Here is a 25,745-nt window from a genome sequence, read left to right as displayed (position 1 = left end):
AACAACAGGGAAATCACTGTATAGGTCATCATATTGAATCATTTGCTTGCGTTTCTGTCATAGCCCGCCTGTTTGATTTGCGACCATTCCTGTAGCCCCGGACTGTTCAGCTCCTGCAAATATTTCGTCCGCCTGCCCGTTGCCGTTGGGATCTTTTGTTTTAAAGGCAATCAAGACCTGCTTCAGCTCTTTGGTCGTTGTCGGCATGGACAAGCCCAGCTTGTTCAGCCACTCCACATTAATCCACGGCAAATCATCCATGGACTGGATCGCTTCTTTCCCTGTCCCCAATTCTTCAATCGGAAACGCCTTTGAAAAAGGTTCGTGCCAAAATCAGATCCCACACATTGATCGCACCAGGAAGAAGAATGGCCCATACGGTATCCAGCATCCCTAAATTTTTGACCAGCAGGTAGGTAGGAATAATTTCCGAGGTAGGCAAATTCATGGATGTCTGCATGAGATATGCTTTCTCAAACCCAATCGACATGATCCCTCCTCTTGCGAGAATAAAAACAATTGCCATATTCAAGCGTCTACACAATAAATTTGAAAAGGCTTACATTTTTCATCTTCAATTTACCACATCGAAATGTCATTCTTCAATAACTTTTTGTAAAATAATTTATTTACATTTGAAGAAAATATTATTGTTAATCTATACTTTTGTAACAAAAAAATGAAAATAATCATACCTATAACCCAAATTTGAAAGTTACCCATTAACAATGACCGCTCCCCTTCCACCTATACATATTCCCAAATGTAAAAATAATTGAACCATTTGTAACGCGAACGTTGCTATTTTATGCGAACTATTATACATTTAGGATACATTTTTTAGGTCTATACGGAGAATCGGAAAGGGCAACCGTACCTCACCGACAATCATATATAAGCGAAGGTGGAACCTGTCCATGAGGAAAGAAAAAGTCACTATTCAAGATATCGCCGATGCTTTGGGGATTTCCCGAAATACCGCCTCCAAAGCAATTAATGGAAGTGACAGCATCCCGGTTGAGACCCGGAACAAGGTCATAAAAAAAGCGATAGAACTCAAATATAAGCAATTTGCCTATGTGGAAACGGAGAGCATCATCCCGAAAAATCAAGGTAACATTGCCCTGTTTACATGCAATCTGCCGAACAGTTCACATTTTGGCTCCTTTCTCATTAGTGGTCTGGAGAAGAGAATAAGCGCGGAAGGGTATAATCTGTCGATTCATATTGTGCGGGACAATGAAATCCATGCAGGAACACTTCCTAATAATTTTGAAGCCTCCAAAGTCGATGGAATCATATGTATTGAAATGTTTGATCCACAGTATAGTGAGCTTGTTACGGGGTTGGGATTGCCCACGATCTTTATTGATTGCTCTGTAGACGTTTTTTACCCTGATTTGAAAGCGGATTTATTGTTGATGGAAAATGAACATAGCGTTTATTCTGTCACCAAAAGCTTGATTCAAGCTGGGTTTACGCGAATCGGTTTTGTGGGGGATTATCAGCATTGCAAAAGCTTCAACGAGCGGTGGGTTGGATATAACCGAGCTTTAATCGAAGCCGGTCTACATGTGGATTTATCCTGCTGTATCATTGATCAGGACCGAAATTTTTTCTCCGAGTCGGATTGGATGGATAAACAATTGCAGCATATGAACGTGCTGCCGTCTGCGTTTGTGTGTGCCAATGATTTTATTGCGGTCAGTGTCATGAAAGCGCTCAAAAATAAAAACATGAGAATTCCGGAGGATATTGCTGTGTTTGGATTTGATAATGCTCCTGAATCCCGGATTGTAGAGCCTCATCTATCTACCATCCATATTTACAACAACGAGATGGGCATTACGGCGGCTGAGATGCTGCTGGCGCGGGTCAAGGATCCTTCACGACCTTATCAAATCACACATATCAAAACAGAGCCGATATTTAGAGAGTCCACTCCGACATTGCGATAGATGGTGAGAGTAAAAAAGGTGTTCTGACGACGCTCCGCGAACGGAACGTTGCTCCAATCGCTGTTGTCTCCGGATTTTATTTAATGGGCTTAGTGGTAAAAATCCGGAGACAAAGGCGACCGCTGCCGCTTTTCCGCAATCGTTCCGTCCTCTCCGCTGGTTTCAGCAGATTTGCTATTTTTGAGATGTTCTAAAACCAGAAATGTCGACCTTGGATAGAGCCGTCTATATTCTCAAGAAATTAAGAACGCAAAATGGCAAGCCTCTAAGTAATTCAAAGGCTTGCCATTTTTCAAATCCATTAACCAATTGATGCGGAGGTAGAATCTTAATCTTCAACTAGCATTTATATGTCCTGGGCTAATTCCACCGACCCTGCTTTTAGTTCTTATGCATCCGCCCCATCGACTTTTGTTCCATCAACCTCCGTTTTATCGATTGCCTTGTCATCGACCTCCGATGCCTCCATCTCATCCGTTTCGTCGCTGCTCTCTTCCTCCATCAAGGCTTTTGGCGTGTAAAGCTTGGGAATTGGCACGTTCGCCCATTCCATATCGGATGCGAAGTAAAAGCTGGTATAGGACGGCTGGTTATAGCCGGTATTTTGGCGGGCCACATCCGCCCGGTACTGCGGATCATGCATCAACGTATACAATTTATGCGTTGTAGGCTCGGTGCTCAAATAGATACGGATCGCCGAGCTATCCGCTGTACGGACAAGCAGTTCCTCGCGCCAATCTCCGAAAATGTCGGCTACCAGCGGTGGCGTTCCTTTTGTATAGTTATTCGTCTTCGTTCCTGTTGCAGTGAGCAATGTACCCCGTTTCCAGTCCTCAATGGTTGGAGTTACGTCAATTGCCCCGTTTACGATTTGAGTAGTCATGTTCGCCGCCCATTTGATACTCATATTGGTGCCTGGCATCTTCGTATCAAGCTGCTTGCCCGCCGCAGTCCACAAGCCGATGGCCCAGGTTTCCAGCCCTCGCTGATCCGGGTCTATGTCACCGACCATTCCGCGGCCTGTATCCTTGCCGGAATATCCACCGTAGATGACTTTGCCCGTTTTGGCATCCCGCAGGGAATAGCCATAAGGAGCATAGGTGCCGCCCTCATGCACCATAAAGATTTCTTTCCCTGGCCGATCAGGGTCAATATCTGTCACATGCAGCGCATCGCCGTGTCCCAGTCTGGCGGTCTGGCCCGGAATCGCGCTTTCAGGGGGCATGACATCATACGAGCTGTACAGCAGGCTGCCGTCATGGTCGATGGTAGCAGAGCCGTATACGATCTCGTCCTTGCCGTCACCATCTACATCCACCATACTTAGTGAGTGCGCTCCCTGTGTAGTCAAGGTGCCAAATTTCGGGTCCGTTCCGTCCCGTCCGTGCGGACTGTCGTTAAACGGATTGGTCATCGGTGCCCAGCCACTGTCTACCATCCAATGCTTTTGGAGATGACGGCCGTCCCATGTATAGGTGACCAACGTGGAACGAGTATAATAGCCGCGTGCAAGCACAGCATAGGGCTTGCGGCCATCCAGATAAGCCACCCCGGCCAGAAAACGATCCACCCGGTTGGCGGGTTCAATCCGGGCCATGGCGTAATCGCCCCACATGAGGCCATCGTCATGACGCTCCGGCTCATAGCGGACAGTGTCCAGCTCGGCTCCCGTTTTCCCTTTGAAAATGGTCAAATATTCCGGTCCATCTACAATGAAGCCTTCGAACTCTCTCAGCTTGTTTTTGTCGCTCCGCGAAGGTGCGTATACATCCATAAAATAGTCCGTCAGGCTTTCCGCATCCTTTCGGGATAACGGATAACTGTACTTTGGAGCAATGCCAAAGCACTCCTCTAGCGTAGCAGGCCACTGCCCTTTGACCACTTCCTCATGCTTCGTCCAGTTCATGAACATGTTCACTACATGCTCATAATAATCCGTGCGGCTCAAACGATAATCATCCTGATGTGTAATTCCAGCTTTGCGATCCTCGCGGGGCAGGGTAATATATTTCTCTTTTTTCGGCTTGCCCTTCTTGTCAAAAGTAATCGTTTTGGTGCCTGGAGCCGTCTTGAACATCAGCTCGGCTTTGCCGTCGCCGTCAAAATCGTACACCATCATCTGTGTATAATGCGCCCCTGATCGAATATTCACACCGAGGTCAATCCGATACAGCAGCTTGCCCTCGAACGTATACGCATCGACATACGTATTTCCGGTGTAGCCTTTCTGAGATACATCTTTGGAATTCGACGGGTCCCATTTTAGAAAAAATTCATATTGTCCGTCTCCATCTACATCCCCCACACTCATATCGTTGGCTGAGTAGGTATAGGCTTCACCTGCGGGTGTTGTGCCATCGGCGGGCTTTTGAAGAGGAAGCTCATAGTAACCCTGCTGCCATGGCTTCACTTTGGCACTGCGATCCTTTTCCCGCCCGTTAACGACCGATACCACCCTGTACACCGCATTTCCGGTGCCTTCCTTATCGACATAGTTGGTGCTGTCGGTCACCGTCGCGATCTTCTTGCCGTCACGATATACATTAAAGTTCGCTCCCGTCAGCCCTGTTGGGCCATGGCCACTCACTTCCTGAGCCAACAACCGCCAGCTTAAAAATACTCCCTCCTGGGTCACCGCAGCCACCAATCCCCGATCCAGCTTTTCCAACTGGATGCTGCCGCTGCGGTTCTGATCAGCAGCGATTGCTGATTCTGCCTGTAGCGTCGTCGGTGCGGACAAGTCTTCCGCAGCCACTCCTTCAGCCGTCCCCGTCATCACCAGCATCACTGCCAACGCGGCGGTCAAGCTTCTTTTTCGCCATACACCTTTCCTTTGAGCCATTCAAGTCGTCCTCCTCAATTGTGTTGTGATGACAAGCAAATACCCAAAATGATTGCGCTTACATAATTTAAATTCCTTTTTATTATAGTTTTGCTGTTATCCCAAAAGCGTTTAAATATCCGGGGATTTCTCTACACAAATCCGTGTTGTTGCCAATTAATTGAAATAGCCCCACACCAAGCCTGTGCAAACATGGCAAGATGAGGGCTGAATGAGGATTTTGCAAAATCCAATAAGCGATTTTTCAATGAACCCTATATAAAACTAAACAACCGTTCCCCGGCTGAATACCAGGAAACGGTTGCTGCATGGCTAATGTGGCCACTTGCGCCCTCTCTGACTGTGCCGGATAATCAGGAAATATGCGTGCCAGCTGTTCCCCTGAGAGCCGAAACGGCATCTTCGATTGAGCATATAATCGTGTGTTTTCCTTGTTCTGCAAATGATATAGCCGCCTCTATCTTCGGTCCCATACTGCCTGTGGAGAAATGTCCCTCCTGAACGTACTGTTTGGCTTCCTCCATACTGATATGGCCTAGCGCCTGCTGCTCCGGCTTTCCGTAATGAATGAATACGTTTTGCACGTCTGTCACCATCATGAAGATATCGGCGTTTGCTTCCTCGGCCAATTTGCGGCCACTGCGATCCTTATCAATTACCGCTTCGATGCCCTTAATCGTGCCGTCCGCTTGCCGGATAACCGGAATCCCTCCGCCTCCGGAAGCAATGACAATCGCTCCGCTCTCGACAAGCCTCATAATGGTCTCTGCCTCCAAAATAGACTGCGGCTGCGGCGAAGGAACGACGCGACGCCATCCCCGGCCCGCATCTTCACTCATGTTCCAGCCTTTCTCCTGAATCATTTGCTGGGCTTTCTCTTCGCTGTAAAAGGTGCCGATTGGCTTGGTCGGATGCAGAAAGGCTTCATCTTCCTCGGATACCTGCGTTTGTGTCAGGACACTGACGACCTGCTGCGTCAGCCCCCGCTTCCGCAGTTCATTCTTTAAGGATTGATCGAGCATGTAACCGATTAATCCTTGAGACTCCGCACTGCATACGTCTAACGGAAAAGGAGAGACAACCTCTTTTGCTTCTTCATTTTGCTGCAAAATCAATCCCACCTGCGGACCATTGCCATGTGTAATGACGACTTTATAGCCCGCTTCCACGATATCAGCAATCTTTTCACTGCTGCTGCGTACATTTTCTAGCTGGTTCTCATAGGTTGCTTCTTGGTGAGGCCGCAAAATGGCGTTGCCCCCCAATGCAATCACAACTCGTTCTGACATGTTCATACCTCCTTAGGCCCATGATGGCATTGGCGATCCCGAATACCGTATCAATCCCGGAGCTGTGTCCGGTTTGCAGCAATAGCACAAGCCTGGTTTGAAAATAAGCTGCATCCTTCATAACCATCGCGTTCAGCACCCGGGTTACCTTGTCGCTGAATCGGCCGTGTAGCGCATGGAGCAAATAAGTTTTGCTCACATCTGTCGTAATGGCTTCTGTTTCCAAAATATGACACAAGACGGTCAAAAACGCTGGATGAAAAGCGCCGGTCAACCTATGAACGGCCAACAATCCGACAAGGAAATCATCTCCCGACGGCGTTAGTCCTGGCCCACGCCCCAGAAAATACCGCAAAGGCGTCTCAATGGCTCGAACCTCACCGGATAACAAAGCATCAAGCAATTGTTCCGCATGCCGTATCGTAGTGTACTGCGGATCATCCGGTCTATAATCTTTCGCAAGAAAGCGGTCCCATTTCACGTCGAGTCCCGTCGGCACCCCCCAAGTGAGGCATGTTTTCATTAATGTATCAACATGAAATAAATCAAGAAAACTACAGTAACGACTGGCACGGATTTCATAATGGAACGGTGTGGCTTGCGAAAGATCAAGCGTCACCGGGTATTTGGGATGATAGAATTGAAGCATGTCCGGCGTCCTGACAACAACCTCGTCATTGCACTTGACATAAAAACGCAGCCTTCTGACACTTTCTTGTCCCATATGAATGCCGAATGGAACTCTGCCGTTTTTCGTTGTCCCGACAAAAATCAATGCGTCTTCCATAGCCAGGTTGATTCCGTTCTCGAAAATGCTGTGGACACGGCCAATCGGCCTCCGGGAGAGGAATGCCGCAAGCTGGGCGTGAATCTCCTCTCCCATGAGACAAGATGTATAAAGCGATGCTTTACAGAAGCCCGAGCTTTGACGCATAAGCTTCAAGCGCCTTCTCAAAGCATTCGACAGGCGGACGAACTGTACCGGCACCGATCTGCCCCACACCCGGCTCCTTGTGGGCAATTCCGGTATTAATGACTGGCGTAATTCCTGTTTCCACTACCTTCCTGGCATCAATACCGAGACAAATTCCGCGGAAGTTCCAGGTCGGAACAGTAAAATTCGGGTTCTGGTCGATCGAGATTTCGACCATTTCATTACTCGTTGCCAAGGCATCTTGAAATCCTCCAGCCCCGACGAACCGAGTAACGCCTGGAGCTGCAATCATCGCCATCCCCCCAACGCCAAACGTTTCCGTAATCGCGCTGTCGCCAATGTCCGGGTTGGCATCCGCTTGCGAAAAGCCGGTGAAGAACAGCCCCTGCGGCGTATTTACGGGTGCGGTAAACCATTCGTCTCCCATGCCGCTGATGCGGATGCCAAAGTCCTGTCCATTCCGGCACATGGCGGTTACAACTGTGCCTGCTTTGACGGTGCGGGCCCCATCCATTACAGCCTTGGACGCTGCCATCATGATATTCAGGAAAAATTGATCGGTATCCGCCAAAAATTTGATAACGCTTTGCATCTCCTGCTTGTCCATATCAAGATTGACGATATAAGGGCTTATTTCTTTCAAAAAAACAAGCGAAGCGGCAATGTTGCGTTGATGGAATTCATCTCCCATCGTAATGGCTTTCGCGATCATGACATTCAGGTTAAGACCTTCCTTCGTCGCCTTAAGCGCCCGGGAAAGCGTCGGGCCAAGCACGTCTTTCATCCATGTCAAGCGGGTAATGACTTCTTCTGAATAAGCGCCGAAGCGAAGCACCTTGCCGATGCCTTCATTCATGATGCAGTAAGCCTCATTGCCTTCGGAACGGTTATTGACTACGAATACCGGCATATTACCGGATGTGATTCCTCCCATTGGTCCGACTGCCTTGACATGGTGGCACGGGATGAAATGGATATCGCCCCGTTCAAGCATGCTGCGGGCCTCCATTTCATCCTTCGCCCAGCCCTCGAATAAAGCAGCACCTACGCACGAGCCTTGCATGGGGCCTGTCATGTCCTTGTACGCTATCGGCGGGCCCGCATGCAGCAGCGTCTTGCCTTCCAACTCCGGAATGACGGTATGTGCTGGTACTACATCGACGAGAAACGGGGCTCCGCCAACAATCTTGTCAATAACCACCCGATTGGCTTCATCAATAGTCTGATATTTCATATGAGCTTCCCTCCTGGCCGTTCATCTGCAACGTTGATTGTTCAACATAGTCGCAGTTCATAGGCAGTTGATTTATCGTTAACTCGTAAACTGGTAATCTTTTAATTGGTCTAATATTTGCTGCATCTTCATGCTGCCGCCCGCAACCGGTCTCCAATCGTACTGGATCGCGGAAGCACCGCTTGCAGTAATGGATTCTGTAAACTTTCGCAACCCCACATTAATGACAGACGGCTTCCCGGCAAGCAACGCTTCGATTGCGGCAGAAGTGGAGAACGCCTGGGGAGCGAACGTTGTTGCAGGACGGTGTGCCTTTGGCACGTCTTCGAGGACGAGCTGCATCATGGCCAGCACCGTGCGCACCGCCTGATTGTTGCTCTCTTTGACTAACACGCCCGCCTGTTCGAGCTTGCGCATCTGCTCTGCATAAGACTGCGGATCTTGATGGGTGCCGCACAGAGCAGCTACAAAATAGAGGTTGCGCCCTTCAGTCTTCGCCTTGGCTGCGGCCTTTTCAATAGCCGGTGCCAGCACGCCCGCCACGTCGTCATGACCGCCGTACCCCAGCACGACGTCGAATAAAATGACCGCAGTGGCAGGATCTTGCGCAGCCTTCTCAATATGCTGAATCCGGGTAGCCGGATCGATCATCGGATGCGGCTTGCCTTGCGTATACATATCGTCGCCTAAATCAACGATGGCATGACCGTTTGATCTGAGGACATAACCTGCTTCATGGATAAGTCCATCCTTCAGTTGAAGGGCATCCGCGATGAGCATAGCCGCTTCGGCAGCTAATGTGCCGCCTGCATACAAACCCTGAATCGAGATTTGTCCCGGATTCAATGCTGTCTTCGGCACATCGATCGGCAAGCTATATAACGGCTGCACGGCAGCGCCTTTTGCCAGATCAATCGCAATCATCGCCGCTTCCTCCAACGTATAAGCTTCATAGACATTCCCTTCATGTATGGACGGTTTCTCTCCCAGGAAGAGAGTGACCACCGGCTTCGGCAGCCCCTGTAGCTGGCTTACGACCTTCTCGCGCACCGCCTTGGCTGGCGGCTTGGAAACAACGACGATTACCTCAGTCTGGTCGTTATGCGCCAGTCCGCGGATACCGTCCAGCATCGTAATCGCCCCGACAGTCTCCGAGAGGTCACGTCCCCCGGTGCCAATCGCGTGACTGATGCCGCCGCCCATGCGGTCGATCAGCGTAGTCACCTCTTGGATGCCTGTGCCCGATGCGCCGACGATACCGATATTGCCCGCTTTCACTCGATTCGCGAAGGCGAGCGGAACACCTGAAATAATACCTGTACCGCAATCAGGACCCATCACGAGCAGTCCTTTGTCATGTGCCTTCTGTTTCAGGCTCAATTCTTCTGCTACCGGTACATTGTCACTAAAAATAAAGGCATGCAGTCCGTAATCAAGCGCTTTGTCGGCTTCTGCCGCCGCGTATTGACCTGGAACCGAAATAATGGCCAAGTTGGCATTCGGGTTCTCCTTCAATGCGCGCTCCCATGAGCGTACGCTCTCAGTTGAGGACTGGCTGCTGCTGACAGATTGATCGCTTAAGAAGCTGTCAACCGCCACGAGAATATCATCCAGTCCGGTGTGCGCCTCGGTATCGATGACAATGCACATGTCGTTGGCCCCGGCCATCTCCAGCTCATCCGTATACAACCCGGAATTGCGCATAATGTCTTTGTTAGCCGGCGTCCCCATCATGATCGACGCTTGCACCACACCTTCAAGCGCAGAAATATAATTGGTCAGGAGCATCAAATTGACCGAATCTTGATACGAATTTTTTTTAATGATCGTATGCAGCATTCCTGGTTCACCTCACTTGTCTGTTTTGATTCATTGACATTTCTTATCATGCAGGTATTACGTTGCAAATGGATCTTTATGATCATAAGTGTTGTTATGAACGACATCGGATACGAGATAGTTATATACCTCATCTACAATCTCAATGCCGATAGCTTCGTTCTCCTGCTCGATCAGGTCATAATTCTGTCCTGGATAGAGAACCCGCTCAAAGCCAGGCGCCGGATTAATGCCGTTCAAATCACTCATCGTCTTCGAAATGTTGCGCCGGAACGTTTCCAAATCGGTAAAAAAGGATGGGTTAATCACAATATGAAGCTGGCCCAGATTACGGCCTTCAGTCAGGTCGTGGTACATGGAGCTGACCTGATTACCGAACGGTAAACCAAGAAGGATGCCGGACAGCACATCGACCATCATCATCAATCCGTACCCTTTTGGTCCTGCAATCGGAAGCAGTGCGTGCACTTTAAACGGGTCATCCGTCCTTACGCCCCGTTCATCCACCGCCCACGTATCCGGAATCGGCTCGTGCTTTGATCGGGCATGCAAAATCTTTCCCCATGCCTGGACGGTAGTCGCCATGTCGAAGGTAATGAGCTCGCTGCCTTCTCCTGGCGCGGCGAAGGCAATCGGATTCGTGCCGTAATAAGGCTCAGCCCCGCCGAAAGGCACAACCATCGGATCGGATTGGCAGACTGAAATGCCAATTAGTCCTTCCCGTGCCGCTTGCTGCACATAGTAAGACAGGGCGCCGCTGTGCCCGATACGTCTTACCCCGACTACGGCGACACCATTTTCCTTGGCGATATTCACCGCCTCCCGCATCGCCTGCTTGGCCGCCACATGCCCGGCCCCGTTATCCCCGTCGAAGACGGCGGAGCATGGTCCTTTTTTCTCGAACACAAAGCGGGGATTCACGTTCGTTCCGCCTTTCGCAATGCGCTCCGCATAATATTCGACACGCATGGCCCCATGCGAGTGAAGACCGCGGACATCGGCATGAACGAGCACGTCCGCCACCACATCCGCATGGTCGACAGACAATCCGGCACGGGACAATTTGGTTCGGATAAGCTCATGCAGTTCTCGTTTGGTTACTCTCATGTCTATCCCCTCTTTGCACGTATTCCGCCTTCTGCTGCCGATTCGGACAGCAACAAAAGGCGGTCAATTCCTGTCACTTATAGGGACGCATCCCGGTTGCAATCTTTGGAATACAAGTAGGCGAATGGCTCTCTGCCTACAGCGTAGGTCGCTTGCGGCACATAAGGTCCCATATACAGGTAGTCCCCTTTTTTAATCGGAATCCATTCATTGTCCAGGTTATAGACGCCTTCACCGGACAGCATAATCGCCCCATGCTCCTGATAATGCGTCTCTACGAATGGATGACAGCCGCCGGGCTCAAACGACAGAATATGAAAATTCATATCGAATGCAAGATCGGTTGGAAGCAAGTCCTTCAGCTTTACATTCGTCATGCCGTCGTAATCGATCTGCTCAATATCGTGCACGTTCCCTGAAACAACCCATGGAGAAGAGTCATTTCCTTCAAGCGGCGTATATTTCTGCTTGTACAAAAACAACCGGGTATCTTCAGCCTGCTCGTTCTTCAAGTACAGCTTCACGCCCGGCGGACAATACAAGTACCCGCCTTCCTGCAGCAAGTATGATTCTTCATCCGCAGAAGCTTTCACCCGTCCTTCCATACAGTACACGAAGGTTTCCACGCCAGCTTCGCCGAAGCCTTGCACGTTCTTGCCTCCCTCGTGCATCGTTATCACATAATCGACGAATTTGGCGCCAAGACGCGGGGAAGCCAGTATCGTCAAATCGCATTGTTCAAAGCCAGGCACAATATTTTTAACCAAACCCTCCGGCGGAATTAAGGCGAAGTTGCCACGCTTGATAATGGAACGGCTCGATAACAAATCTTTTGGATAACCCATGTTACACACTCTCCTTTTTTTATGGACCCGGTTCCAAGACGAATTTTACAATTTCAGTGTTGAAAACCGAGAAACTTCAAGATATCTGAGGCTTCTTCTTCACATTGGTCAGCAGCATTACCGCCGCCCCGATGACAATGATGATCGTCGCCAGATAGAAGCCCAATACCTTGCTGCCCGTCGCATCAGATATGACACCGGTGACGAAGGGAGCAACAACAGATGAAATCATGCCGAAGAAGTTGAAGAAACCAAACGTTGCCCCTACCCCTTGCTTTGGCGCAATATCCGCCACATACGAGATTAAGAGAGGCTCGACGGCAAGCTTGCCAAGAAAGCCATACAGGATAAGGCAGACGATAAGCAAGGTGCTCGTATTTACCGAAACAGTCAAATATAACATTGCCGCAGCCAGCAGTTCCAAAATGATAATGAACGTAATCTTCTTGTGCATGAACTTGTCGGACAGCCGGCTGAATAGCAGGGCTCCGGGTATGGCGCTGAAGGCAACCAAAGCAGCTGCAAAGCCGATGGCTGACCCTTGAAAGCCCCGTTCATCCTGCAAATAAGATGGAAGCCAGGTCACGATCATGTAATATCCGTAGCAGGTCGCAAAATAAAGCACATAGGAGGCAATCATCTTCGGATTGGCTAACAGCCGCTTCAATGTTGCCTTATCTTGAGCCCCCTCTTCCGTGTCCTTCGCAGCCGTTTTTGACGGCGCTGTGGTCTTCTTGATGTTCTTGGCAAACACCAGCATTAAGCTGAAGGCCAGACCTGCCGTAATAAAGAGCAGCACCCGCCAATTCCAGCCGACATCCTTCACAAGGAAGCTCGAGCCAATAAGACCTATGGCCATGCCAATGGCGGAACCGCTGTTAATGATGGCCGTGGAAATGCCACGCTTCTCCTTCGGGATCGTCTCCGACGAGAGGGAATATGCCGGACCGTAATAAGTACCTTGTCCCAGTCCCGTGACGAAACTCGCTACCAATAGGAACATGAGCGAGGTGGAGAACCCAGCGAGCAGAGCCCCGACGGTGAACAGGATGAATCCCGGTATGATAATCGACTTCCGTCCGAACCTATCCGCCAGCATCCCCGACGGAATTTGCATCATCGTATAGGCAAAGAAAAATACACTGAAGATGAGGCCCATACTCGCATCTGATGTCACATTCAAATCTCGTTCAATTTCGGGAAGAATCGGATTCAGGATCGTACGATAAATCCAAATTACCGTCCATCCAAGACAAAGCATGACGATGACTTTTTTCCAATATTCCGACTTTCCCTGTTGACCTGCGTCCCTCACATTTCCCACTCTCCTCAGCGCAAATCGATTTGTGCCTGCCTGCTTGTCCTGTTTTTCACTGCAATCATGCTTGATATGCCAGTTCATACAGCGCATGAGTCAAGGCTTGAATCCCGTCTGCAAGATGTTCCGGGCGGGTATACTCTTCCGGATTGTGGCTGATTCCATTAAGGCTTGGAACGAACAGCATCGCCGTAGGTACAAACTTCGCCATAATCTGAGAATCATGACCTGCTCCGCTATGCATCAGCTTGAACGGAATGTTATGTTCCTTGCATTGCTGTTCCAATACGTCGAGAATCCGGCGATCCATCGGGACAGGGTCCTCATCCATCCACATGTCTATCTCCAATTCCACCCCGCTTGTGCTGGCGGTGAGTTGCATCAACTCTGTCACCTCGTCCGTGAACCGGATCAGCTCCGCTTTGTCCGTATGACGAATATCCAGGGTGAACAGCGCTTTGCCCGGCACGACATTCACCACGTTCGGCTTCACTTCGATCTTGCCGACCGTTGTCACCAGCGGATCGCCATGCGCTTGTGCCAGGTCCAGAATTTGTTTAATCATCCGGCTCGCTGCATGAACGGCATCTTTGCGGTATCCCATCGGCGTCGTGCCAGCATGATTCGCTTCTCCTGCGATCTCGACTGTAAAGCGCCGCTGCCCAACAATGCTGTGGACGACGCCGACTGACAGACCTTCGTGCTCCAAGACGCTGCCTTGCTCAATATGCAGCTCGACAAACGCTGTAATATCGGTGCGCGGCTCCACCGGCTCATCGCGAAAACGGAACCCCGCTTCCTCCATCGCTTTCGTAAACGGAAAGCCATTGAAATCCGCAATTTCCTGCACATCCTCCTTTTTTGCCACACCAGCAAGATTTTTACTGCCCCAGAAGGCATAAGGAAAGCGGCTGCCTTCTTCTTCTGCGAACGATACCACTTCCAAAGTACGCAGCGGTTGACCATACTTCTGCTTCAAAGCCCGCATCGCCAGCAAAGCGGCAATAATGCCATATTGCCCGTCATACTTCCCGCCATTGCGAACCGTGTCTACATGGGAACCGCTCATAATCGTTTGATCCGGGTATTGGCTGCCTTCCAACCGTCCGTACAAGTTGCCGATCTCATCGTAATAAGTACTGAACCCTTCCTCTTGCATGTACTGCTCCAGTGCTTTCTGTGCAGCCGTCCACTCCTTGGAATACAGCAGGCGCGAGACGCCTCCAGCCGGGTCATTGCCGAATTGGCTCAACCATTCGACAAGGCGAACGGTTTCCGTTTGGATCTTATCCATGATCTTATCTGTCCCTTCTTTAAAGATGTGCGCGTTTTCCAAGCGGGATAATTGGTATTTTGCTTATCCGTGGTGCAACCTTTTAAAGGTTGTTCAAACAGTCCACTTTTGATTGCGAAGCACGAAGTAGGAAGTGACCTTTTTGAACTCGCACTTTTTAAGGCCATTTTTTGCTTGCATAGTAATTGTAAACGCTTAAAAAATGAATAACATCGAGGTATCCCGATAAAAAGAGCCCCGTCTTTTTATCCATATCGGATAAATGGACAACAAAAAAGCTCCGCTTCACGGGAGCTTCTTTCCCCTCATGAAGCGGAGCCTGAATAGAAAGGCCATATTCTATTCTAATCACACATTTGCATGATCTAAATGCCAAGTGACAGGATTATCGCCAATCAAGACGAGAATTTTCAAGCCGACTTGCACAGACAGCACCTCATCCGGATCTTCCAGATCAATGCCTGTAATTTCCTTAATGCGCTCAATCCGGTAAGTCACTGTTTTATAATGGACATACAGCTCCTCGGCTGTTTTGGCGGCATTTTGATGGTGCTGCAAAAACGTTTGCAGCGTTTTGATTAAATCCTCCCTGTTCGGCTGTTTGTAGGCAAGCAATTTTTTTAACGAAGGCGGAATGAATTTCGCCAGCTCGCCGGCGTCCTCGATTTGACATAGTAGACGGTATATACCCAAATCCGAAAAGGCCGCGATTGCGGAACTGCCATTCATCAACGTCCCAAGCTGTAAAGCGTCCTGGGCTTCCTTATAGCTGCGGGGCAGCTCCGTTATCGAATGGGCCGCACTCCCGATGCCGACCTGCAAGTTGAGATGCTGAAAGCTTTTGTAAAACGTTTTCTGAATGCTCTCGGCCGCTTTCTTTATCATGCGCAAGCAGGCTGATTTGTCTTCTTCGTCGTTTTCCACATTCCACAAAACAATGAGTTGATCGCTCCTGCTCCGAATGGTGCCTTCTGGAACCTGCTGATGAATGAATTCATACAGCATACGCTGATATGGATTATGTAGTCCATACAGATCTGTCTTCATCGCATCGTATCCATCCGCGGCCCGCAAGCGGAACAGTACGACGACATATATCTTGTTCAAATCCCAGCCGATCAAATTGGCCCGCTGATATACGCTCTGCAGTGATTCAATTTTGGCATGCAGCAGATCATCGATTAAGTCATCTTTGAATTTCATTTCTACTTCAGCTACGGCATATTGCTTGACGAGATCGAGCGACAAGGAAGTGGCCGCGTTTTCAATCGCAATAAAATCAAGCGCCTCTACTGTTTTGCACGTTTCATGAATAACGAGATGAATCTTGATATGATTCACGGTTTCAACCGGAATGACAAAATGGTTGCATATTCGGCCGTCCCAATCCGGATAATTCACGCGCTGTCGATAAAAAGGGAACTCCGTATCCATCCGGGCAGCATCCGCTTCCTCGTGTTCCAGCACTTCAAACTGCACCAAATGAGGATCGGTTGACGATATGGGGTGGAAGTTCCGATCATATAAAGTCACAGGATTGCCAATCAGCTTTCTTAAGGAAGCAATAATATGTTCCGAGCCTTTATTGGCAAGTGTAAGCGCAATAAATTTGTCATGGGCTTCCTTAAAGTATTTGAGTTTTACCACTTGGTTGTTAAAAAGAGCTTCCATCACCGGATATATGATCTCTCGGTAAGGGACCTGCTTGGGAATCTGAATAACAGGCAGATGGAGCGTCTCCGACGCTTCGATGATGCCGGCAGGAATATCATGGACAAATCTCCCAGTTTTTATAATTAATGCGCTTGCTTGTTTTTCCGATAACTGGGCCATAAAAGCTTTCTGTTCGCTAACATTGTAGGATTGCAGCGGATACAGACTGCTCAGCAGCAATTCTCCTCCGCTAATCCACTCGGCGATATCCGGCGCCTCTATAATTGTCACTCCGCGAATCGGATTGTCCAGGCCCTGCTTGCCACTGATGACGAATGCTTGCTTTAGTGTATCGATTTGAAACAAATCCTTTACCTTGAATTCCATCATTTCCGGCTCCCATCGATATAGAAGTAGATTAGTCGAGGAAAGAAACAAGCCCAATCTCTTATTTCCTTGGTAACTATTAGTGCGTGTTCGAAAAGGAATTTTATTTGAATATCATTTCACTATCGCTGTTTTCGACTAAAATCCACCTCCGGTGTTCACTGCTAATTCTTGGGATATTTTCTATCATAATAATACTGTAATCGTTTTACTATCTCCAAATCCACATTTAGAGTTTTAAATAGTACGGAATGAAGAAGCTATGTATACGAAAATAAAACGCAATGAATTACCATGATACCTGCTATAACTCAATTCGGGGTTCAAGCCAAACTAAATAGCCAGTCGCCGATTGACTTCGACGACTGGCTGCTTAAACGTGCAGAGTGTTTTGATCCCTGTATTTGCTATGAACATCAAATGGTATCAGGACTAATCCTGCTTTTATACTTTAGTGATACCCGATGATTTGGGCCACAACTACGAATATTGCACCCAGAACGAACCAGGCGGCTAGTAGCGGCCAAAAGAAACGAACCCATTTCTGATATGGAATACCCGATACAGCCAAGCTTCCCATTAAGGCAGAGGAAGTAGGCAAAATCATGTTCGAAAATCCATCTCCTAGCTGGAAGGCAAGTACCGTCGTCTGCCGTGTAATACCAAGCAGATCGGACAGTGGCACCATAATCGGCATCGTCGTCGCGGCCATACCCGAACCGGAGGTGATGAATACGTTCATGATATTTTGGAACACATACATGCCCAGCACTTGGATCGATTCAGGCAGATGTCCCACCATGATAGCGAGACTGTTAACGATGGAATCTATCACATTACCATGATCCAGCACAACCACGATGGAGCGCGCAAAACCGATAATCAAGGCACCATACGTGATATCCTTGGCCCCTTTGACAAACTCTGTAGCAATACGACTCGGCCCGTAGCCTGCACAAAAACCGGAAATGACTCCCATCGAAAGAAACAGGGCAGCCAGTTCTTCCATCCACCAATCCTTTTTGGACACTCCCCAGATCAACATCGCAAAGCTTACGACAACGGTCAAAATGATCAGGATATGCTTAAGCTGTATGGAAGGCAGATTGGATAGATCCACTGGCTTGTCTTCAGCACTCTTTTCCAATTCGTAAACGAGGCTGCTCTCGGGGCTATTCTTTACTTTGCTGGCATAGCGCATAATATATAAGCTGGTAATCACAATCAGGATGACCAACAGGATGGCACGAAGCCACAGCCCTGAAAAAATAGGAATTTGCGCAATCGCCTGTGCCAAGCCGACATTAAACGGATTCAGCAGCCCGGCCGTAAATCCACAGGAAGCCCCCAGTGAAATCATGGCCGTACCCGTCATCGCATCAAATTTCAACGCCCGGGCGATAGCAATACCAATCGGCACGAATACCATCACCTCGGTGGACATGCCCATCGTAAAACCGCCGACGGAAAACAGGGTAATAAATACCGGAATCACCCATATACCTTTGTTGGAAAAAGACCTCGCGACTCTTCCCGTCACCGCCTCAATCGTCCCCGAGGACGTAATAATCTGAAAAACACCGCCGATGATCAGAATGAAAAAGACCACATCGGCAGAATCGACCAGACCGGATACGATGGATTTCGGAATATCCCACAGCGTAACCGGATTGGGATCGACATGAGCATACGAACCGGGAACGAGCAGCGTTTTGCCGGTTGTTTCATTTTTAACCCGTTCAAACTCTCCAGCAGGGACGACATAGGTAAGTATCCCGGCCACTAGCGTCAGAAAAATAAGAATGACAAAGGTGTGCGGCATTTTCAGCCATTTTTTCGGGCCGCTCGGTACGGCCGTGTTGCTACTCATTCGGATGCTCCCCCGTTTCTCTGCGCTTGCCACTGTTCAAATTCAGTCCGTACCTCTCTCAAAGCCACCGGATCGGTCACTAGATCATAAGCCGTTAATGCCAATGCTTTGGCGGCATAGTTCATTTCAATCATGCCTTCCTCCGCTCCCGCAAGCTGGGCAAATTCCGGCGTATGCGTGGACGCATCCCCCAATCGGATGTAAGGATGAATTGCTGCGGTAATCTGGCTGACATTGCCGATATCCGACGAGCCGATCCCCCCTTGCGCAGGCGGCTCGTGAACCTCCAAACCGAGCTGCTCCAGATTGTTCTGGAACAAAGCGGCTAGCTTCTTGTTCGTATTGCGCTCCGCATAAACAAGTCCCTCGGCAATGTCCACGGTCGCTCCCATGCCTTCTGCCGCCGCACGAACAGCGCGATACACCTTGTTCCGCACTTCTGCCAGGCCGACAACGGTTTGAGCCCGCAAAATAAATACGGCCTCGCACAGCTCCGGCACAACATTCGGGGCATTCCCGCCCTTTGTAATAATGCCGTGGATACGCACGTCGCTGGTGACGAACTGGCGAACTGAATTAATCGCCACAAAGGCATTAATCATGGCATCCAGTGCACTGATGCCCTTCTCCGGGGAGGAAGCGGCATGGGCCTGCTTGCCATGAAACGTAAACGTGGCATCCACGCAGGCCAATCCCCCGCGCAAAACCATCGTTTTGCTCTGCGGATGCACCATCATTACGGCGTCAATGCCGTCGAACACGCCTTGCTCGCACATGATGATTTTGCCGCCACCCTCCTCCTCGGCTGGTGTGCCTAACACCACGATGCGGCCGGGCAGATCCGGCATCGCTTCCTTCAGGGCTATAGCAGCCCCCACTGATGCGGTACAAATCAGGTTGTGTCCGCAGGCATGTCCGATGGCTGGAAGTGCATCATATTCTGCTAGCAGAGCGATTGTAGGCCCGCCGGACTTCCCTTCCCATTCCGCACGGAAGGAGGTTTCCAGTCCAGCAATGCCTTTTTCCACAGCAAAGCCAGCCTGTTCCAGTATATTTGTGAGCCAGCCCTGTGCCTGATATTCATGGAAGCTTAGCTCAGGATGTTTATGTATCGTTTGGGCAAGTTCCCGTAATTCTTGATCCTTCGCCTCTACAGCTGTCATAATCTTTTCATGGAATAGCGTTCTGCCGTTAAGTCCGTTCGTTGTTGAATCCATCAATGGAATGCCGCCTTTCATTCGTCATAACGAATAATTATACAATCAATATTCAACATTGTATAAGCGAATGCCAGTGAAGTAAATTTAATATTTTTTGGTTCTATCCTTAAAATTATTTTATATATGACATGACTTTTCTTGAAATACGCCATTTTTCACCAATAATTACGTGTATTCGCTACCTTCATCACGTCAAGACTGGAGCATCCATTCTACAAATCTTTCCACTGCCATAAGGTGGCTGGATTTATTTTTATACAACATCCATGTTCTGCGCAAGACAGGCTCCCCGTTCTTACGGACTAAGTTAAATGCATATAATTCATCCTTTGGAGAGATAAATATTTCGGGTACGATGGAATATCCCAGTCCATGTCGGACCATTTCCTTGCAGGTTTCGTAGCTGTCCACCTCCATAGAAACCTGCGGCGACCTGCCCAACATCTCACTCCACCATGCCTGCACCGATTCGTTAAACGAGGAATACATGTGGCCAGAATGCTGCGGTTTGCCCGGGTCCTTATAACGAATCAACGGAAGCTCCGGCAATTGCTCAAGCTCTACAGCCTCTTTGGAGATCACACAAATATGCTCCTCAGAAAGAAGATGCTTTCCCTCAGACCAAGGGTAATCATTGCGAATGACACCCAGATGAATTTCATCTCCACGGAGCATTTCATAAATTTCTGCGCTGAGTCCACAAGTTACCGAGAATTGCACGTCAGGATAAATATCCTTGAAACTCTTTAAGATCGGCGGAAGCCGATAATGCCCGTAGTAGCTTGAAATCCCCAAACGAAGCGTTCCTTTTACCTCCCCTCTCAGGTGAATAACAGCTTCTTTTAATTCGGTCAATTCTCTCAAATTTCGTTTGGCATACTCAGCCAGTCGTTCCCCTTCCATGGTCAGCTTCGTTCCTCTGTTCCCGCGTACGATAATCGGCACGCCAAACTCCTTTTCCAATTGGTTCAAACGGTAGGTCAAGGCGGGCTGTGTAATATACAAACGATCAGCGGCACGTTTCAGACTGTGTTCTTCTGCAATGTAGCACAACATCAGGCAATCCTTTTCATCCATCATCGTCACTCCTTTCGTTATATTGTTCCCTTGTTCATCCGTTCTCGTGTCCTCCACAGGAAAAAAGCCCTCAGACGTATCGGTCTATTATACCGCATGAAGGGCTTGGGCAAAGTCTAAGTTCGTGAGAGGTATTTCCCCAGCCCCTGTTCCGTCAAAATCTTCATGCAAGCTCCTAAGACAATATAAAAAAAACGGACCATGGAATGATCTCCATAGCCCGTTTTTTCGTTAGGATTTATGAGAACTCGTCTGTATTTCTCCAAATTAGTGAGGGACAAAAGAACTAAAATCGTCCCGGCTGGACTGGTCCGCATGGTAAAACACTACATCCCCATCCTGCAAATGAAAGGTATGCCCATACGGGTCTTTTACTTCTCTCCGGTAGCCCTCCAGTTGCCACTGGTTCAGTAGCGGGCCGTTAATATACTGCAAATGTGGATGCTCAGTATCCCCCTGACGGAGTGACTCCAAATTGAAGTTAACAATGATATAGCCCGTTTTCTTAAATATGCTCGCATGCTCGTGTAGCTCTCGGCGGCGGCTTTCTTCACGTAAATCCGTTCCTTTAGGGACCACGTACACATCAGCAGGTAGGCTATATTCGCCATACCAGCGCTGAATCGACGCATTGGCACGGTCAACATCAACTCCATCCGGCAGGTCCACCTTCGGACCGATCAAGGTACGCACCGCCGCAGGCAGCACCAGCCAATCGTAGCGGCCGATCCACGTCTTGCTGCGCGTGATACGCTGGGCATACAGGGAAACATAGCGCTCCAGCGTCGACTGGCTTCGCTGTGCTTCACTCAGCTCATGCTTGTAATGATAGGCTGCTGTATCCTGCATCTCCTCCACCGGCACATTGCGCAGCCGTTCATTCAAAATGACATAGCGCTTCTCCCGATCCTCCGCCGATCCCAATCGAACAAATTTGCGGCTTCCCGCATGGGTATACAGATCCACTTCTTCCCGCTGACGACCATCCTTGCTTACCCAATAGAATGATGGCGTGATGCGGATACCGTCCTTGGCACTGAACATATTCCCTTTCGTTTTGAGGTCAAACTTGAAATGGTAGCCTGTCTTGATCGCCACATTTTGGTAGACTTCATGCGGATGACTGCCGGGCCGTACAGGCAAGGTAAATGGCTCCTGATTCCCCCTCGGTAATCCGTCGATGTTCCCTAGTCCCGTCCAATAGGACAGACCGCTATGCACCGGGCTTCCTTTGCGCTGTCGGAACACCCGCTCCCAATGGTAATCAGCAATATCCGTGATATGAAAATCATACATCCGTCCGATGACCTCAATCTCTACCACATCATTGGCGACATGGTGTGCGATATCCGTATTGGCATGACGCTGCTCAGTGAACCCGTCCGGTGCGTTTTCCGCAATAGTCCGAAACTCGACAGTATAATTCCCTTCATCCACCCATACAGGCAAATAGAAGTCTGTATCCAGTTGCCTTACCGGAATGTCAATCCAAGTTCCACGAGGATAGAACTGAGTTTTCCCCTTGTCATACACATCGAACGGAAATCGCACCTGCTTGGTTCGCACATATTTGGCATACTCCCGATCACCATAGCCGGGAATATCCAGATGCGGACCCGCCGTCGAAATCGTCACGCGGAAAGGCCGTTCCAGAATGAGCGCCGATCGACCTTTCGTCGGTTGGGTTTTCTGATTGTGGGCCGCATCGTCTGATACGCTTGAAAGATTCACCACGGGCGTGTGGACAGTCACGGTGTTGATCCCTTGGATCGGCAAAGTCTTATCTGCACCGCCATTGATATTTCCTTTGAGAATGGTATAGGTAATATCACCGCTACTAGGCGTATTGGGCTTATTTGTCTTGTGCTTTTCAATCACATGGCCCGGGCTGTAGAGGGTATCCGGCCCGATTTTTACGGGTTCGGGGATTTTTCCAGGAGTTGGGCCCTTTTCCTTAACACGCTGGTGTTCCATGATCGTTTGACCGTTGAATTTCACGGTATCGTTTTCCACCTCCACGTCTGGTGTAGCCTTCTGGGCCACAGGCTCCAGTGCCCTTTGTTCGTTGGGCACCTTCGGCATACTCTTGCCACCATAAATATAAAGTGAACCCCCATCGATAGTACCCGGCGAAGGAGCCGGATAGTACTTGCCATTGGTCGCGGATTCCAGCGCTGGCGGTGTATAGTTACGCGGTGGAATCGTAATGTTTCCTCCTGGCAGTGCGTAGTTGCGGAGCTGCGCGTTCTTGATGCCGTACACTTCGAGATTGCCGATCGTCCAGTAAGAGTACGGTTTTACAATCTCGTATTTGTAATACTCCACGATTCTCATACGCAAGGTATCCGTAGGTCCTTCCCATTCCAGATCATAGGCACGCTTCAGCTTGACGTTGTAGGTGCACTCGCCTTTGAGCTGTTGGAAAGTGTTTTGAAACAGGTAATTTCGGGCCAGCACGTTTCCGTACAGGCTTTCAGAAGTTGGAATACCCTTGGCTACATCAAAACGTGACGCACCTCGTTGATCGGCTTTAATAACACCTGAAGCCATTGGGTCGAGGTATTTGTCCGACTGGCTACCACTAGGCGTAGGTCGGGTGCATTTCGTGTCAGGAGGCGGCCCCTTCTCTTTGTAGTAAAGATTGACCGTGTACTGCTCAAACTTGCCGTCATACGTCAATGGCTTGAGCTGGCCGGGCGTAATGTTGCCACTTGGAGGCGCTCCGGTGGAGCTTTTCTTGTAGCCCACGTACTCGTAATTTTCATCACTTCCTGGAGTGAAGTCATACGTTTGACCAACTTTCAGGTCTTCGTGGCGTGGTGGAAACACCTTATCTAGCGGCTTGTCTGTTACAGTATAATGCTTCACGGTTAGGCCGCCTTCCAGTTCGATCTTGAACAGGATCGGCTGGAAAATACGGTAGGCTTCTACTTCCTTCGCACAGTTAGAGCAGCTCTCCAGCTTTATATCTCTAGGTCTATCAGCGTTTAGCCGTATATTTACTGTGATTGGGATTATCGTTGTATCAGTTCCTATTCCCTTTTTTCCAAAAGGTCGAACATCCGAATCCTTAGTACCCCCTTTGGGGCCGCCACTTATTGAAGTCAGATAGTCTCCATAGGTATCTGACCGAGATTTTGTAAAATACTTTATATAATCAGGATTGTCTTGGTTAGCTTTTGCTGCTGGATCATACAATTTTGCTTCGACATTCTTAATCTTACGACCTGGAAAATTAAACTTGTAGGTAAATGTGGCTTCACCCTGCATATCCTTATTGGGTTGCTTACCACCATCTGTGACCCAAGTCCCTGCGGTATTCTTCCACATATCGAAGTACATCATGCCGACAAAGTAGCGATCATTCTTGTCTGGATAGTAGGACAGTGGCGTAATTTCCGTATCGGCTGCTGCCTTGTTGGTAGGAAAAGAAAAAGGTGGGAGCTGCAAGAATAGCAGTACCCCCACCAGCAATACGGCCAGAATGCGTTGTGCGGTCTTCATGTGCTTTAGTTACCTTTCCAAGGGCTGATCATTAGCGGTATATAATCTGTCGATGCGCCATAAAAACCAATGTATTGAATGTCTTGGAGTTTAAATGATTTGTAATCTTTGATGCCATAGTACATTTCGTCAGCCGAAGAATAAATTTTATAGAAAATCATTTTTGTCCCATCCCCGTTATCTTGGGTAAGTTCATCCATAGGATAACGGTATCTCGTATCATTACTCTTAGTGACATAGAACAATGGGCTTGCTGTAGATATAGTTTTAATTCTGACTTTCAAGTAAGGAACCCCTTTTAAGGTGTATGGTTCAACTGAATACACATCACGCAATAATTTGATTGGAAGATCCGAATACTTAAAAATTATAGTTTTTGTGTATTCTTGACCATTTAGATTTTTAAGCAAAAACGGGTCTTTAGCAAATAGTTTCTTGTACGGTTCAATGCTGACTTTTTGGAGTCCTTTATCCTCCAGCGCGGCAATATCCTTCTTCCCAATCCACACCCATCGGCTGACCTTATCCCATTCCACCGTTTGACCCAAGCCTTCACTTACAAGACGCAGCGGTACAAAAGTACGGTTCTGCTTCAATATAATCTTCGTCTCATATGTTTTCGTCTGCCCGTCCACGGTAGCCGTGTTTTGTCCAACCATCATGTTGACCGCATGCGCGTCATTTTTAATTGAAACAGCCAACTGACCGCCTGTTTTCTCCCAGCCTACCTTAGCCCCCAGCGCTTCGGATACAAAGCGAATCGGAACCATCACATAATCGTTCTCATCCTGAAAAGGCTTAGCATCCGGGAACTGTATTTTTTTCGCATTCAACAATACTTCAATCGGTTTTGAACTGTTCGCTGCTCCCACTGTCGGAACTGTTCCTCCCCAAAGCAACGTGACTGCGGTCAAACTCAGCACCCATTTTTTCATACTCATCTCTCTATCCCCTTTGTCTGCTTATACTATGAACTATGTATATCAAGCCAAAACCCACGAACTTATCGCATCCCCACTTTCGGAAAATACTGGATACAACTTATATATTATATGGTTTCCCTATCACAAAATCTATAAGAAAAACTTCTAAATATAAAGCATTCTAAAAAAGCCATACCATATCTATATCAGCCGAACTCGAAGAAGTGAACATAAAAACGGAGTAGGCGGAATGGTGCTGTACAAGCGAAGCGGTCGCTTTTGTCCCCGGATTTCTACCTTGATCATAAGGTTTAATCCAGAAATCCGGGGGCAATGGCGATGGGAAGCACCATCCGACTGCGCAGTGGCGCGATATTAAACTTTTAAGTTCGGCTTCCCCAAAATCTCAACAAAAAAGGGCTGCCTCTCCCCTCTGTAAGGAAGAAACAGC

General features: G+C 48.8%; 16 protein-coding genes and 2 pseudogenes. 1 reads left to right on the top strand and 17 read right to left on the bottom strand.

The window, feature by feature from the left end; translation table 11 throughout:
* Positions 1-120: 120 nt before the first annotated feature.
* Positions 121-309: pseudogene (locus HPL003_RS12850) on the bottom strand (ABC transporter substrate-binding protein); the annotation flags it as partial.
* Positions 296-427, bottom strand: a pseudogene (locus HPL003_RS30510) (carbohydrate ABC transporter permease); the annotation flags it as partial. The pseudogenes HPL003_RS30510 and HPL003_RS12850, both read right to left, overlap by 14 nt.
* A 490-nt stretch (positions 428-917) precedes the next feature.
* Between HPL003_RS30510 and HPL003_RS12840 the strand changes: the two are divergent.
* The gene (locus tag HPL003_RS12840) at positions 918-1,958 is read left to right on the top strand and encodes a LacI family DNA-binding transcriptional regulator (RefSeq protein WP_014280090.1); all 1,041 of its coding nucleotides are present in this window, start codon (positions 918-920) and stop codon (positions 1,956-1,958) included.
* A gap of 388 nt (positions 1,959-2,346) precedes the next feature.
* On the opposite strand, the gene HPL003_RS12835 is transcribed toward HPL003_RS12840, so the two are convergent.
* The 15 genes from HPL003_RS12835 to HPL003_RS12765 form a co-directional block, all read right to left on the bottom strand.
* Entirely contained in the window at positions 2,347-4,800 is a 2,454-nt protein-coding gene (locus HPL003_RS12835) for a rhamnogalacturonan lyase (RefSeq protein WP_014280089.1), read from the bottom strand.
* Positions 4,801-5,153: 353 nt separating this feature from the next.
* Complete coding sequence (arcC, locus tag HPL003_RS12830; protein WP_043922381.1) at positions 5,154-6,089, bottom strand: carbamate kinase; 936 nt, start codon at positions 6,087-6,089, stop codon at positions 5,154-5,156.
* Positions 6,019-7,023, bottom strand: coding sequence for an oxamate carbamoyltransferase subunit AllH family protein (locus tag HPL003_RS12825; RefSeq protein WP_014280087.1), 1,005 nt, complete (start codon positions 7,021-7,023; stop codon positions 6,019-6,021). Before HPL003_RS12825 ends, arcC begins: the two co-directional genes overlap by 71 nt.
* On the bottom strand, positions 6,998-8,257 hold the full coding sequence (locus HPL003_RS12820) for a YlbE family protein (protein WP_014280086.1): 1,260 nt from the start codon (positions 8,255-8,257) through the stop codon (positions 6,998-7,000). Before HPL003_RS12820 ends, HPL003_RS12825 begins: the two co-directional genes overlap by 26 nt.
* Before the next feature lie 78 nt (positions 8,258-8,335).
* A complete protein-coding gene (fdrA, locus tag HPL003_RS12815) occupies positions 8,336-10,096 on the bottom strand; it encodes an acyl-CoA synthetase FdrA (RefSeq protein ID WP_014280085.1) in 1,761 nt (586 codons plus the stop codon).
* A 57-nt stretch (positions 10,097-10,153) separates the two neighbouring features.
* Positions 10,154-11,203: an ureidoglycolate dehydrogenase gene (gene allD / locus HPL003_RS12810; RefSeq protein WP_014280084.1), complete on the bottom strand. Its 1,050-nt coding sequence runs from the start codon at positions 11,201-11,203 to the stop codon at positions 10,154-10,156.
* A 77-nt stretch (positions 11,204-11,280) separates the two neighbouring features.
* Positions 11,281-12,048, bottom strand: coding sequence for a (S)-ureidoglycine aminohydrolase (gene allE / locus HPL003_RS12805; protein WP_014280083.1), 768 nt, complete (start codon positions 12,046-12,048; stop codon positions 11,281-11,283).
* A gap of 76 nt (positions 12,049-12,124) precedes the next feature.
* Positions 12,125-13,363 (bottom strand): MFS transporter, encoded by a 1,239-nt coding sequence (locus HPL003_RS12800; RefSeq protein WP_014280082.1) that lies wholly within the window; start codon positions 13,361-13,363, stop codon positions 12,125-12,127.
* Between the two features lie 64 nt (positions 13,364-13,427).
* Entirely contained in the window at positions 13,428-14,660 is a 1,233-nt protein-coding gene (gene allC / locus HPL003_RS12795) for an allantoate deiminase (protein ID WP_014280081.1), read from the bottom strand.
* A 348-nt stretch (positions 14,661-15,008) separates the two neighbouring features.
* Positions 15,009-16,703: a PucR family transcriptional regulator gene (locus HPL003_RS12790; RefSeq protein WP_238533475.1), complete on the bottom strand. Its 1,695-nt coding sequence runs from the start codon at positions 16,701-16,703 to the stop codon at positions 15,009-15,011.
* Between the two features lie 448 nt (positions 16,704-17,151).
* Positions 17,152-18,570, bottom strand: a complete 1,419-nt coding sequence (locus HPL003_RS12785) for a YfcC family protein (RefSeq protein ID WP_014280079.1) — start codon at positions 18,568-18,570, stop codon at positions 17,152-17,154.
* The gene (locus HPL003_RS12780) at positions 18,567-19,787 is read right to left on the bottom strand and encodes a M20 family metallopeptidase (protein WP_014280078.1); all 1,221 of its coding nucleotides are present in this window, start codon (positions 19,785-19,787) and stop codon (positions 18,567-18,569) included. Before HPL003_RS12780 ends, HPL003_RS12785 begins: the two co-directional genes overlap by 4 nt.
* A 195-nt stretch (positions 19,788-19,982) precedes the next feature.
* The gene (locus HPL003_RS12775; protein ID WP_238533474.1) at positions 19,983-20,924 is read right to left on the bottom strand and encodes a LysR family transcriptional regulator; all 942 of its coding nucleotides are present in this window, start codon (positions 20,922-20,924) and stop codon (positions 19,983-19,985) included.
* A 210-nt stretch (positions 20,925-21,134) separates the two neighbouring features.
* Positions 21,135-24,371, bottom strand: coding sequence for a DUF5704 domain-containing protein (locus HPL003_RS12770; protein WP_014280076.1), 3,237 nt, complete (start codon positions 24,369-24,371; stop codon positions 21,135-21,137).
* A 5-nt stretch (positions 24,372-24,376) separates the two neighbouring features.
* Positions 24,377-25,312, bottom strand: a complete 936-nt coding sequence (locus HPL003_RS12765) for a copper amine oxidase N-terminal domain-containing protein (RefSeq protein ID WP_014280075.1) — start codon at positions 25,310-25,312, stop codon at positions 24,377-24,379.
* Between the last annotated feature and the right edge of the window lie 433 nt (positions 25,313-25,745).

Origin of the sequence: Paenibacillus terrae HPL-003 (assembly GCF_000235585.1) — a bacterium.
GTDB lineage: Bacteria > Bacillota > Bacilli > Paenibacillales > Paenibacillaceae > Paenibacillus > Paenibacillus terrae_B.
Note: the sequence above shows the minus strand (reverse complement) of the source record. Positions and strands in the feature narration are given on the sequence as shown.

What these genes read in the sequence shown, in the direction of transcription:
- HPL003_RS12840 (WP_014280090.1), top strand. Translation starts at nt 918, where the DNA reads ATGAGGAAAGAAAAAGTCACTATTCAAGATATCGCCGATGCTTTGGGG.
- HPL003_RS12835 (WP_014280089.1), bottom strand. Translation starts at nt 4,800, where the DNA reads ATGGCTCAAAGGAAAGGTGTATGGCGAAAAAGAAGCTTGACCGCCGCG.
- arcC (WP_043922381.1), bottom strand. Translation starts at nt 6,089, where the DNA reads ATGTCAGAACGAGTTGTGATTGCATTGGGGGGCAACGCCATTTTGCGG.
- HPL003_RS12825 (WP_014280087.1), bottom strand. Translation starts at nt 7,023, where the DNA reads ATGCGTCAAAGCTCGGGCTTCTGTAAAGCATCGCTTTATACATCTTGT.
- HPL003_RS12820 (WP_014280086.1), bottom strand. Translation starts at nt 8,257, where the DNA reads ATGAAATATCAGACTATTGATGAAGCCAATCGGGTGGTTATTGACAAG.
- fdrA (WP_014280085.1), bottom strand. Translation starts at nt 10,096, where the DNA reads ATGCTGCATACGATCATTAAAAAAAATTCGTATCAAGATTCGGTCAAT.
- allD (WP_014280084.1), bottom strand. Translation starts at nt 11,203, where the DNA reads ATGAGAGTAACCAAACGAGAACTGCATGAGCTTATCCGAACCAAATTG.
- allE (WP_014280083.1), bottom strand. Translation starts at nt 12,048, where the DNA reads ATGGGTTATCCAAAAGATTTGTTATCGAGCCGTTCCATTATCAAGCGT.
- allC (WP_014280081.1), bottom strand. Translation starts at nt 14,660, where the DNA reads ATGGATAAGATCCAAACGGAAACCGTTCGCCTTGTCGAATGGTTGAGC.
- HPL003_RS12790 (WP_238533475.1), bottom strand. Translation starts at nt 16,703, where the DNA reads ATGATGGAATTCAAGGTAAAGGATTTGTTTCAAATCGATACACTAAAG.
- HPL003_RS12785 (WP_014280079.1), bottom strand. Translation starts at nt 18,570, where the DNA reads ATGAGTAGCAACACGGCCGTACCGAGCGGCCCGAAAAAATGGCTGAAA.
- HPL003_RS12780 (WP_014280078.1), bottom strand. Translation starts at nt 19,787, where the DNA reads ATGGATTCAACAACGAACGGACTTAACGGCAGAACGCTATTCCATGAA.
- HPL003_RS12770 (WP_014280076.1), bottom strand. Translation starts at nt 24,371, where the DNA reads ATGAAGACCGCACAACGCATTCTGGCCGTATTGCTGGTGGGGGTACTG.
- HPL003_RS12765 (WP_014280075.1), bottom strand. Translation starts at nt 25,312, where the DNA reads ATGAGTATGAAAAAATGGGTGCTGAGTTTGACCGCAGTCACGTTGCTT.